A 12392-nucleotide genomic window follows, 5' to 3' on the forward strand; every position below is an offset into this window, starting at 1 on the left:
CCTTTGAACTTCAATAGTGAACGAGTAATCTAGTAATTATTGACGGTATCAGCCGTTATCTGAACTTGAGCAATCTAAGAGGAGATACGTCTAGATTGGAACAAGGGTGGAACCACGAAAACACATTCGTCCCTTTCCTAGGGATGAGTGTGTTTTTTTATCCCGCATTAACGGTCAGTAAGACTCCCATCTCAAAATTTGGCAGATGCGAGGGAGTTAGATGGGAGATCAACTGTCCGTAAAAGCCCGATTGGTTCAACTAATAATCAGTGAGGAATGGACAAAATCTCCACTGATTAAAGTTTCACTTTATTACTTTGAAAGGAGGTGCTGTAACATGAAACGATTCGTACGTACGGAAATAACCACCACCTGCATGATTAAAAAGCAGAACAAGGTGATTGATAGAGATAAAAAATAAAATTGTAGGAGGAGATTAGAAGATGCATAACGTTATTAATGTTGGGGTGTTAGGATTAGGTACAGTCGGAAGTGGTGTTGTCCACATTTTGAAAGAACATTATAAAAAAATCGCACTTGATACAGGATACGAAGTGAAAGTAAAAACAGTCGTTGTACGTGATTTGGAAAAAGAACGCGATGTTTGTATTGATGGAATTGCAGTAACAAGTCATGCAGATGAAGTTCTAAATGATTCAAATATTGATATTGTAGTAGAGGTAATGGGGGGAATTGAAGAAGCAAAACAGCATATTGTGAAGGCTTTACGAAATAAGAAGCATGTCGTAACAGCAAATAAAGATTTAATGGCTGTATACGGTGCGGAACTTCTTCAATTAGCGAACGTAAATGATTGTGATCTATGTTATGAGGCAAGTGTAGCGGGTGGTATTCCAGTGTTAAGAGGATTAACAGACGGATTAGCTTCAGATCAAATTGAAAAAATAATGGGAATTGTAAATGGAACAACAAATTACATGTTAACAAAGATGAGTCAAAATGGATGGTCGTATGAAGAGGCTTTACAGGAAGCACAAAAATTAGGATTCGCAGAATCAGATCCGACAGCAGATGTAGATGGACTAGATGCGGCGAGAAAGGTAGCGATCCTTGCGAATTTAGGGTTTTCGATGAATGTTTCATTAGATGATGTGCAAGTGAGAGGGATTCGAAAGGTTGAAAAAGAAGATTTACAAATGGCTGAAAAGTTAGGATTTACTATGAAACTAATTGGTAAAGCGGAGAAACAAGGATCAGCTATTCATTTAAGTGTAGAACCGACTCTTTTACCAAGCCGTCATCCGTTATCAAATGTAAATAATGAATTTAATGCAGTGTATGTTCACGGTCAAGCAGTAGGGGAAGTGATGTTTTACGGACCTGGAGCTGGGAAGTTACCGACTGGCTCTGCTGTAGTAAGTGATATTATTTCGATCGTTAAAAATATGAATCGAGTTCCGAAAAATAAAAGTGAGTTAAAAGAACCGGTGCCGTATGAATTACAAGGAGATGAAGAAGTTGTTTCGAAATATTTCTTACGTATTTCATTACAAGATGAGCCAGGGATGTTGCAAAAAGTAACAGAATGTTTCGTTAATTATTCTGTAAGTTTAAAAGAAGTGATTCAATTACCTTTGAATCGTGAACTTGCAGAAGTCGTTGTTGTGACACATCAAACTTCAAAATATCAATTCGAAAAAGTTTTAGGAGCGATAGAAGCTGTCGCAAGTGAAATAAACAGTTATTACATTATTGAGGAGGAAAAACAATATGTATAAAGGACTATTAAAACAGTATGCTGCTTATTTACCAGTGAATGAAAACACACCTGATGTCAGCTTAATGGAAGGGAATACACCTCTAATTCCATTATTAAATATATCAAAACAATTAGGGATTCACTTATATGGTAAGTATGAAGGAGCGAATCCAACAGGTTCTTTTAAAGATCGTGGTATGGTAATGGCGGTTGCTAAAGCGAAAGAAGAAGGTTCTGAGGCAATCATTTGTGCATCAACAGGTAATACATCGGCAGCGGCTGCAGCATATGCGGCACGCCTCGGAATGAAATGTATTATCGTAATCCCGGAAGGAAAGATTGCGCATGGAAAATTAGCGCAAGCAGTCGCTTATGGAGCTGAAATCATTTCAATAGAAGGAAATTTTGATGATGCACTTAAGGCTGTAAGAAACATTGCTGCGGAAGAGCCAATTACATTAGTAAACTCAGTGAACCCTTATCGAATTGAAGGGCAAAAAACAGCAGCGTTTGAAATTTGTGACCAGTTGCAAAAAGCGCCAGATGTTCTCGCTATTCCTGTTGGGAATGCAGGGAATATTACAGCATACTGGAAAGGGTTCTGTGAATATGAGAAAGAAAAAGGCTACAAAAAGCCAAGAATTCACGGGTTTGAAGCGGAAGGAGCAGCTGCAATTGTAAAGGGACATGTAATTGAAGAACCTGAAACAATTGCAACAGCTATACGTATCGGTAACCCAGCGAGTTGGTCATATGCAGTAGAGGCTGCTGAGCAGTCTCGAGGCGAGATAGATATGGTATCAGATGAGGAAATATTATATGCGTATAGATTGTTAGCAAAAACGGAAGGGGTTTTCGCTGAGCCAGGATCAAATGCTTCATTAGCTGGCGTAATGAAACATGTTCAATCTGGAAAAATCAAAAAAGGAGAAACAGTAGTTGCGGTATTAACTGGAAATGGTTTGAAAGATCCTGATATCGCAATTTCTTCTAATAAATTAGATATTGCAAGTGTTTCAAATGATATAGAACAAATTAAAGAACATATAAAAGGGGTGATTATGTCGTGATACCATTGAGAGTACGTGTGCCTGCTAGTACAGCAAATGTTGGTCCTGGATTTGATTCAGTAGGAATAGCTTTGTCATTGTATTTAGAGGTTGTTGTAAAGGGCACAGCTGATAAATGGCAAGTAATACATTCCTTTGAAGATTCAATTCCGACAGATGATAAAAATTTAATTGTTAGCACGGCATGTAAAGTATGTCCTTCTTTATCACCCCATATAATAGAAGTTACTAGTAATATTCCGCTAACAAGAGGACTAGGAAGTAGTGCCTCAGCGATTGTAGCAGGAATAGAGCTTGCGAATCAACTTGCTAATTTGAACTTAACGACTGATCAAAAGGTTCAAATTGCTACAAATTTTGAAGGGCATCCAGATAATGTTGCAGCTTCTATATTAGGTGGAACTGTAATCGGAGCACTTGATGGAAAGAATGTTTCAGTTGTAAGAATTGAAAGTAAGGAATTAGGCGTAATTTCTCTTATTCCAAATGAAGAGCTAAATACAGATGAAAGTCGATCTGTATTACCAGAAATGTTTCCGTTTCATGAAGCAGTTAAAGCTAGTGCGATAAGTAATGTATTAGTAGCAGCATTATGCCAAAAGCGGTGGGAAGTTGTAGGTGAAATGATGGAAAGAGATCATTTTCACGAGCCATATCGTTTAGAACTCGTACCGTTATTACCATCAATTCGTAAATGTGCAAAAGAATTCGGAGCATATGGAACGGCGCTTAGCGGTGCGGGGCCATCCATTTTCATATTAACGCCGTATGAGAAGCGTCAAGAAATAGCTGAGCAATTAGCGAAAGTATTTACCGCTATGAAAGTATGTGAGCTTGAAATCGATCATAAAGGGATTACTGTAAATAAGGAAGAACATATTGGATTATAAAAAGAGCTAGCATCGCTAGCTTTTTTTGTTGTACATATACTTTAAATCAGCATATAAAACGAAAATGAGTATTGTATAATTCAGTAAAGAGCGTATTAATTTTGGAGGTGATTATATGAGTTCAAAAGAGTCATCAGAAGAAAAAAGAGAACGTATAAGACAAAGCGAGTTAAAAAATAACCCTACCGGATCTTTGAATGATGGGCTCAATAGAGCGGAATCAGGTAGCCCTGTTGATATGACAGGGGGCATGAATTGGAAAGGTACAGGGATATTAATTTTAGTGCTAGTTTTAGGATATATTATATACACTTACTTTTTCAGGTAAGGAAAGCCTAGTGAAACTTTAATTTGTTTAATCACATTATTTGTGAGAATAAAAAACAAGGATTAAAGTCCCTCTGTATTACATATTAAAAAATAAATTATAGTTATTTGAGAATTTTTTATACTCATAATAGAGTTAGCGTTATGCTAGCTCTATTATTTTTTGCCATATTCCTGTAACAAAGCCCCTGTATATTCAGGGATGGAGGTGCAGGAGATGAAAAAAATGATAGCGATATGTCTTCTTACAACTATGTCATTTTCGACTTTAGTCGGGTGTGATGTAAAAGGTAATAATGCTGTACAAGAGTCTAAAATAAAGAAAGCGACGTATAAAGATTTTACTTACGATGTAAATCCAGAGACTTTCACATTAACTGTAGAACATGATGGTGTAAAGGAACAGGCATCGCAAGCTCTGCCGAAAATGAAGGTGTCGAATGTAAAAAAAGATAAGGATCGTACGTCGTGGGAATATCCAGATCAAAAAGTAAAAGTAAACTTAGAAAAGAAAAAAGACCACTTAAATATTGAAGTAGAATCGATTGGTGCAGAAAGCTTTACATGGCCGAAAGTACAGGCTGAAAATTATACACTTCCGTTATGGGAAGGTAAACAAATTCCGAGTAATGATGAGAATTGGAAGAAGTTTTTAAAGGATGATGCATATTCATTTGCTGAATCATTTTCTATGAAGTTTTTTGCATTAAATGGTTCGAAATATTCCATTGTATATATTGCGAATAATATATTTAATAATGAAGTGAAATTTCATCCGGATCCGAAAATAGGGTTTGATTTTATACATGAATTCCCGAGTATAAATAAAAATAAAACATATGGTTTTCAATTATATGTCACAAATACTGATGCAGTAAGTATTGCTAAGCTGTATAAGGATAACATTATGGAAAAAGGTGAATTTAAAACATTACAAGAAAAGGCAAGAAGAAATAAAGAAATTGAAAAACTTTATGGAGCGGCTCATTTTTATTTTTGGAATCAAAATGGTTTATCAGCAAGTAATGTAAATTGGCCGAAGTTAAGAGAGCAAATAAATAGCCCAGTGTTTAGCCATATAAAAGAGCTTATTCAAAAAAATAGTTCAGAGCCTGGGGAATTAAATGTATTTGAGCAAGTAAGTAAACAAGATTTCATTGATAAGTATCAAAAAAATGTTATTTTGCGTTATGTAAACGAAGTGTTATCAATGAAGGAATTGTATAAAGAGGATATTTTCCCGAAAGTTGATCAGGAGGCTAGTGAGTTATTAAAAAAAGGTATAGATCACTTATCGAAAGCAGAACTGTATAGCTTAAATAAGCATTTATTAAAGTCAGTACTTGGTGATTCAGTTGAAGATATAAGTAAGTGGGGAAACGCAGATGGAACGGATATAATAAAGGAAATGAAAGAAGAAGGGATAGACAAAGCTTGGATTGGTCTACCGAACTGGGAACAAGGATTTATGCAACCTAATTTTGTTACAGAAGCTAAGAAAATGGGATATTTAGTTGGTCCGTATGATTCTTATCATTCCATTCATGAGAAAGGTGATAAAAATTGGAACACAGCGTCCTTTAATGATCCATCGTTATATGAAGAGGCAACTGTAACGAAGAAAAATGGAGAAAAGGTGCAAGGGTTTTTAGGTAGAGGGCGAAAACTAAATCCAACATTATCACTTCCTAGTGTAAAAGAACGAATGAACGATATATTGCAAAATGGTCCTAAATATAATTCATGGTTTATCGATTGTGATGCAACGGGTGAAATTTACGATGACTATTCATCAGAACATGTAACGACACAGGAACAAGATTTAAAAGCAAGATTACAACGAATGGATTATATTGCCCAAGAAAAAGGTATGGTAGTTGGCTCTGAGGGCGGAAATGATTTTGCCAGTAGTACGATTGCATTTGCTCATGGAATTGAAACGCCAGTTATTAAATGGGACGATGAAGATATGCGGAAAAACAAAACAAGCCCGTATTATGTCGGTGGATATTATTCACCAAATCAAAATGTTCCAGAAAAATATGCAAAACAAGTACCGTTGAAAGAAGAATATAAACAAGTATATTTAAGTCCAGTATATTCGCTTCCTTTATATAAATTAGTATACAACGATTCCGTTATTACAACGCACCACTGGGAATGGGGAAGTTTGAAAGTAAAAGATGAGGTAGGAAACCGTATGCTATATGAGTTATTGTATAATGTTCCTCCTATGTACCATTTAGATGAAGTAGAGTGGAATCAGCATAAAAAAGAAATTACAGAGCATCTGAAAGTTTGGAATGAAGTTCATAAAAAGGCAGTAAAAGAAGAAATGACAAACTTTGCATACTTGTCAGAAGATAAGCTAGTACAATCTACTTCATATGGAAATGATATTAAAATTATTGTGAATTTCTCAAATGAAGATGTGGAAATAGAAAAAACGAAATTAAAAGCAAAGACTGCTTTAATTTATAATAATGGGAAGAAAATCATGTATACGCCGTTGGCGAAACAATAATGTGAAATATAACTGTATGAATAGAGAGTTAATAACTAACTTGACTCACTATTTTGTTCGTTCTTTCAGTTGAAAGTCAGATTATTTGAAATGAAAAGGTTGATAAATCTGTAATTTCGAATGTTACGAAGTGCTAAATTTTTGAAGTTAGTAAATAGTGACTTGCCAAAAATAAGTACGAGAGTATAATGTGAAATGGAATACATATTGAATTCACAATGTAACCTTACAAATTTGTAAGGTAATTGAAAGGAAATTCAATATGAAGATTACTAGACATACATTATACTAGGGAAAGAGAAAGAGAGGCGAATGGGTATGAGCTCTGAATTAGAACAAAATACGAGAAGTAATAAAAAGCGTTCTAAAAGAAAGTCAATAAAGTGGTTTATAATAATTCCATTGTTCTTACTTGTTTTTGGTGGAGTAGGATATGGGTCGTTAATATATAATAAAGCAAAAGCGGTTGTAAGTGATGCATATGCACAAATTGATAAATCATCAAAACGTGATAAAGAAGTGGAACCTTTAAAGGATAATATCTCAATTTTAATTATGGGTGTAGACGGTAGTGAAATGCGGAAAAGTCAATATGGTGAAGCGGTTCGAACAGATGCACTTTTATTAGCAACAATTAATAAAGATGATAAATCTGTTAAATTAGTTAGTATTCCGCGTGATTCACGTGTTTATATTCCATCTAGAAAAAAATTAGATAAAATTACGCATGCACATGTATTTGGTGGTGTTGAAAGTACACGAGATACTGTGGAAAGATTTTTAAATGTTCCAGTTGATTACTATGTGAAGTTTAACTTTGAGTCATTTGTTCAAATTGTAGATTCACTAGGTGGTATTGATATTGATGTACCTGTTACGTTCACAGAGCAAGATAGTAAAGACCAAGCAGGTATGATTCATTTAGAAAAAGGTTTCCAACATTTAAATGGAGAACAGGCACTTGCACTTGCAAGAACACGTAAAATTGATAGTGATGCAATGCGCGGACAGAGACAACAACTTGTAATAGAAGCAATTGCGAAAAAAGCAATGTCTGTTCAATCAATTAGCAAAATGGGCTCTCTACTTGATGCAGTTGATAAAAACATGAAAACAAACTTAACATTTGATGATATGCTTGCTATTACGAAAAACATGGCAGGATCGGATCTACAAATGGAAAAGATGCAAATTGAAGGTACTGATAAACGTATTGGTGGTATTTATTATTACATTCCAAATGAAAAAAATGTGAAAGATATTTCAAATAAACTGAATCAACATCTAGGTGTAACGCCAAAATCAGTTCTAAATGAAAAGTAAAAAAGATTGGCCTTTGCCAATCTTTTTTTATGGAAATGGATTTGTAACTTTTCTGTAACGATTTTTTATTCTAGAAAAATTATACTCATATGTATGAGATTATTGGATAAGCAAAAAGTAAAGATAAATACTGTTATAAGGAAAGATAACATATGCAAAAATGGATAAGCATTATGGGAATCGTCTTTATATTGACTGGATGTAAAATGTCTGAAGCTCCAACCAGTTTAATGGGAGCTCCTGCAAATGAAAAGTGGATTAATGAACTAAAAGAGCAAATAGATAAAGATTTGCCTGTTAATTATCGGTTGCTTACTCCAAAGTCTAATAAAGATAAACAAATGATTTGGTCAATGGATTTTAAACAAGATAATAAAAAAGAAGCCATCGTATTTTATAAATTGCCGAATGAAGATCGTAACGTATATTTAGCTGTATATGAGGAAATCGGCTATAAGTGGAAAATAAAGTCCACGCATAAATTTGATGGTGAGGATATAGATATCGTTGAAGTCGGTGATTTTACAGGGAATGGGAAGCGAGAATTATTAATTGGAATCTCTGTAAATCGTGAATCGTTAGAACATGTTATGTATGCTTTTTCAGAAGAAAATGATGATATGAAGGAGATTTATAATCGGCGTTACACGAAGTTATTTATAGAGGATCTAAATAGAAATGGTCTTAATGATATAAGCCTTGTTACTTATGAAAAAGATGAGAAGTTGACAGTTGAGCTTATTGAGCAGTTTAAGACAATATCAGAGGTTACATTTGATCCATTTATAAATAGTATTCAAAGAATACAAATGGGCCATATTTCTAAAACATTAAAGGCGATTGTAATTGATGCAGGAATTGGGGCTCATTCAGGTATAACTTATGTAGCAAAATTTGATAAGGATCATTATGAGGTACTACCTATAGATGGGAAAGAAGATTTATTCAATGAATATGTGGTGGAAAGTAAAGATGTAAATGAAGATGGTATTATTGAATTTGTTCGTACTGTACGACCAAAAGGTTGGGAAGATAAATCACATGGAGATAGTCCGCTCTTTGAACGTTACATACAGTGGAGTGAAGATGGAACGAAACCTATAGAAGAAAGATATATCGATATAGAAAAAGGGTATTTTGTGAAAATCCCTGAAGAGTTGATTGGGAAAATTACTATCCCAGATCAGCAGAAGGAATCAAATTCTCAAAAGTTTTTGGACGTAAATACAAATGAAATATGGCTTGAAGTCCAAATTTTTAAGCGGAAAGAATGGTTCAAAATAAAAGGATTCGAGGCAGCAGTGAAAACGGCTTCTCACGTATATGCAGTGCCGAAGCGATCAAAGTTTAAAAAAGTGAAAGCATATATAAAACCGCTAGCGGATTATCAACAAGAGTAGGGAGGTGGAAATTATGTCAACAATTTTAGTTTTAGAAGATGAAATGCCAATCCGTAGTTTTATTGTCTTAAATTTAAAGCGTGCTGGATTTTATGTATTAGAAGCTAGTACTGGAGAAGAAGCGTTACAGATTTTATGTGATCACACTGTTGATGTAGCGTTACTTGATGTCATGTTACCAGGAATTGATGGTTTTCAAGTTTGTAAAACTATTCGGGAAGAAAATAAAAAAATGGGCATTATTATGTTAACCGCACGTGTACAAGATGGAGATGTGGTGCAAGGACTAGGAATTGGGGCAGATGATTATATTACAAAACCGTTTAGTCCAGTAGAATTAACTGCACGTATACAATCTCTATTAAGAAGAATAGAAGTGCATAAAGAAAAAACGAATACAATTACGTCTGGTCCGTTTTCGTTAAATATTATAGAAGAAAGGTTATATAGAGATGGACAATTGGTTGATTTAACACCTACAGAGTATATGATTTTACAATACTTAATGAATCAATCCTCAAAGCCGGTTTCACGTGATGAAATTTTAAATATGATTTGGGGAACGAATTACGTAGGCGAGACGAAAGTCGTAGATGTAAATATGAGACGGTTACGCCAAAAGATAGAATGTAATCCATCAGAACCCGAATTTATCCTTACAGTGTGGGGAAAAGGATATGTGTGGAAGGAAAGTATAAGATGAAACGGAAAGTGACTTTATATTTTATGACGGTCATTACACTTATGCTTGTATTGTTTGAGGTAGTATTTTCGGTCTCAATTTATCGATATTATTATAATGGTATTGTGCAATATATAGAATCTCATGCGAAGGCGAGTACTCGATTTTTCTCAGAATACAATTCATTATATTTTATTCGTTTGCAAGAATATAGTGGTGACATAATTAGTAGTTTTCAATTAGATGGAACGGAATTACAGTTAATTGATCGTCATGGTTTGGTTATACAATCTTCAAGTGGTGAAAAAGTAGAAGGTAAAGTGAATATCCCACAATCTTTATTGGAAGGTGAAATGTATAATCAAGTTACTACTACGAAAGATAATGAAAAACAACTAGAAGTGCTAAGCCCACTTATACATCAAGGACAAACAATCGGTGTTTTAAAATATACGACAGTATTAACACATGTGAATGCAAAGATTATTGAAATTATTATGTTTACTATTGCCGTTGGTATTGTTATTTCATGTATTGTCTTCTCAATTAGTAGACGCTTGGCAAATTCTTTTGTTGAGCCAATTGAATCTATCATTCAAGCTTCTTCACAAATCGCAGAAGGAACGTTGAAAAATAAAATTAAAGAAGATTATCCTGGTGAATTAGGTGAATTAGCACATAGTTTAAACTATATGTCTGATAAAATAGAAAAAGCGGAACAGATGAAAAATGAATTTATCGCTTCTATTTCTCATGAAATACGAACACCTTTAACAGGAATTAAAGGTTGGAGTGAGACGCTTAAAACAGTAGAACATTTAACAGAAGAAGAAATCAAGCAAGGTATGGGGATTATTTCCGGTGAGACAGACCGATTGATTCATTTAGTAGAAGAATTGTTAGATTTTTCAAGATTACAATCAAATCATTTTAATTTATATAAACAAAAGGTGCAATTGTACGATATACTAGAGGAGACGATTTGGCAATTAACTCCTAACGCTGAAAAGAAACAAATTCAATTCATTAATACTATAGAACGAATTGAATTGTTGGGAGACCGAAATAGGCTAAAGCAAATTTTCTTGAATATTATTCAAAATGCAATTAAATATTCACATGAAAATGGTACTGTATACATTGAAGCGACTAAAAATGAAGGACAAGCAGTGATAAAGGTGAAAGATGAAGGGATTGGAATTGCTAAAGAGCATTTACCATATATAGAGCAGTCTTTTTACCAGATTAATAATCATGCTGCAGGTGCAGGCCTTGGCTTAGCTATCGTAAAAAAAATGGTGGAGCTTCATAGAGGTACACTTAGTATTGTGAGTAAAGAAGGAATAGGAACAACAATTTTGATAAAACTCCCATTATAATACATATACAGTCTATTTATCACGGTATTTGTGGGTAGTGAGATTCCCGACTCAAAATTCGGCTAGAGCAAAGAAGGTAGGTGGGAAATTAACTGCCCGTAAACACTCGATTGGTGAAGGTTAATAATCAGTGGGGGATGAATACCCCCCACTGATTAAAGTTTCACTTTATATCGTGCAATAAAATAAATAGATGTATAATTACATTGGGTGATTTAAATATAAGATTAATAGGGAGAGGAATTCGATAGAATGGAAAAAGCTTTTAATATGAAACGAGTAGTAGTCGTTTTAATAGCGGTTGCAGCAGTAGCTATTGGGTATTTTATGTTTCAATCAATTACTTCACCAGCAAAGGCTGTTGCAAAACAAGAAAATGTAGTACAGCTTGCAAGTGAACAATCAAAAGTTGAATTGAATAAAACGGCACCAAGTCGTTTTAATGGAAAAGAAAGAAAAGTTGCTTATCTTACATTTGATGATGGACCAGGCAAATATACGGCTGAATTATTAAATACGTTAAAACAGCATGATGCGAAGGCGACATTCTTTTTAATTGGAGCGAATGTAAAAGAGTTTCCGGATTTAGTGAAACGTGAAAATGCAGAGGGACATTATGTAGGTATGCATAGTATGACACATAATTTTGCAAAGTTATATAAAAATGGTGAATATGTAAATGAGATGAAAGAAGACCAAAGCTTAATTACTAATATTATTGGAAAATCACCTAAATTAACACGTCCACCATATGGTTCGATGCCTGGATTAAATGAAGGCCTTCGAAATAAAGTGGTAGAAGGCGGTTTTAAAGTTTGGGATTGGACAATTGATTCATTAGATTGGAAATATAATAAAATGCAAGTTGATGCAGCTGCAGCGCAAATTGCTCAAAACGTATTAACAAATGCAACAAAACCACAAGAAGTAATTTTAATGCATGATATTCACCCGCAATCAGTCGCTGCTGTGCCAGCAATTTTAAAGGGGTTAAAAGAAAAGGGTTATGAGTTTGAAGCTTATCATGAAGAAAGTCACTTCCCAGTGAACTTCTGGCATGATAACCGTATGTAATGG

Annotated in this window: 10 protein-coding genes; all 10 read left to right on the top strand. The window is 34.4% G+C overall.

Annotation, left to right across the window (positions count from 1 at the left end):
* Positions 1-443 precede the first annotated feature (443 nt).
* The 10 genes from JDS81_RS27410 (at position 444) to JDS81_RS27455 (ending at position 12389) form a co-directional block, all read left to right on the top strand.
* Entirely contained in the window at positions 444-1739 is a 1296-nt protein-coding gene (locus tag JDS81_RS27410; protein WP_000552043.1) for a homoserine dehydrogenase, read from the top strand.
* Complete coding sequence (gene thrC, locus JDS81_RS27415; RefSeq protein WP_097953339.1) at positions 1732-2790, top strand: threonine synthase; 1059 nt, start codon at positions 1732-1734, stop codon at positions 2788-2790. Before JDS81_RS27410 ends, thrC begins: the two co-directional genes overlap by 8 nt.
* The gene (thrB, locus tag JDS81_RS27420) at positions 2787-3680 is read left to right on the top strand and encodes a homoserine kinase (RefSeq protein ID WP_000612654.1); all 894 of its coding nucleotides are present in this window, start codon (positions 2787-2789) and stop codon (positions 3678-3680) included. Before thrC ends, thrB begins: the two co-directional genes overlap by 4 nt.
* A 115-nt stretch (positions 3681-3795) precedes the next feature.
* Positions 3796-4008: a DUF6366 family protein gene (locus tag JDS81_RS27425; protein ID WP_000095428.1), complete on the top strand. Its 213-nt coding sequence runs from the start codon at positions 3796-3798 to the stop codon at positions 4006-4008.
* A 216-nt stretch (positions 4009-4224) separates the two neighbouring features.
* On the top strand, positions 4225-6531 hold the full coding sequence (locus JDS81_RS27430) for a glycoside hydrolase (protein WP_097953340.1): 2307 nt from the start codon (positions 4225-4227) through the stop codon (positions 6529-6531).
* Between the two features lie 318 nt (positions 6532-6849).
* Complete coding sequence (locus JDS81_RS27435; protein ID WP_002093782.1) at positions 6850-7854, top strand: LCP family protein; 1005 nt, start codon at positions 6850-6852, stop codon at positions 7852-7854.
* A 152-nt stretch (positions 7855-8006) separates the two neighbouring features.
* Positions 8007-9254 carry a hypothetical protein gene (locus tag JDS81_RS27440; RefSeq protein WP_097953341.1) on the top strand — a complete coding sequence of 416 codons (1248 nt, stop codon included), beginning with the start codon at positions 8007-8009 and terminating at the stop codon, positions 9252-9254.
* Between the two features lie 13 nt (positions 9255-9267).
* A complete protein-coding gene (locus JDS81_RS27445) occupies positions 9268-9957 on the top strand; it encodes a response regulator transcription factor (protein WP_000104235.1) in 690 nt (229 codons plus the stop codon).
* Entirely contained in the window at positions 9954-11315 is a 1362-nt protein-coding gene (locus tag JDS81_RS27450; protein WP_000824520.1) for a HAMP domain-containing sensor histidine kinase, read from the top strand. Before JDS81_RS27445 ends, JDS81_RS27450 begins: the two co-directional genes overlap by 4 nt.
* Positions 11316-11567: 252 nt before the next feature.
* Complete coding sequence (locus JDS81_RS27455) at positions 11568-12389, top strand: peptidoglycan-N-acetylglucosamine deacetylase (protein ID WP_097953342.1); 822 nt, start codon at positions 11568-11570, stop codon at positions 12387-12389.
* The last annotated feature ends 3 nt before the right edge of the window (positions 12390-12392 follow it).

The organism is Bacillus cereus group sp. N31 (assembly GCF_016483245.1).
Taxonomy (GTDB): Bacteria; Bacillota; Bacilli; order Bacillales; family Bacillaceae_G; genus Bacillus_A; species Bacillus_A toyonensis.

What these genes read in the sequence shown, in the direction of transcription:
- JDS81_RS27410 (WP_000552043.1), top strand. Translation starts at nt 444, where the DNA reads ATGCATAACGTTATTAATGTTGGGGTGTTAGGATTAGGTACAGTCGGA.
- thrC (WP_097953339.1), top strand. Translation starts at nt 1,732, where the DNA reads ATGTATAAAGGACTATTAAAACAGTATGCTGCTTATTTACCAGTGAAT.
- JDS81_RS27425 (WP_000095428.1), top strand. Translation starts at nt 3,796, where the DNA reads ATGAGTTCAAAAGAGTCATCAGAAGAAAAAAGAGAACGTATAAGACAA.
- JDS81_RS27430 (WP_097953340.1), top strand. Translation starts at nt 4,225, where the DNA reads ATGAAAAAAATGATAGCGATATGTCTTCTTACAACTATGTCATTTTCG.
- JDS81_RS27435 (WP_002093782.1), top strand. Translation starts at nt 6,850, where the DNA reads ATGAGCTCTGAATTAGAACAAAATACGAGAAGTAATAAAAAGCGTTCT.
- JDS81_RS27440 (WP_097953341.1), top strand. Translation starts at nt 8,007, where the DNA reads ATGCAAAAATGGATAAGCATTATGGGAATCGTCTTTATATTGACTGGA.
- JDS81_RS27445 (WP_000104235.1), top strand. Translation starts at nt 9,268, where the DNA reads ATGTCAACAATTTTAGTTTTAGAAGATGAAATGCCAATCCGTAGTTTT.
- JDS81_RS27450 (WP_000824520.1), top strand. Translation starts at nt 9,954, where the DNA reads ATGAAACGGAAAGTGACTTTATATTTTATGACGGTCATTACACTTATG.
- JDS81_RS27455 (WP_097953342.1), top strand. Translation starts at nt 11,568, where the DNA reads ATGGAAAAAGCTTTTAATATGAAACGAGTAGTAGTCGTTTTAATAGCG.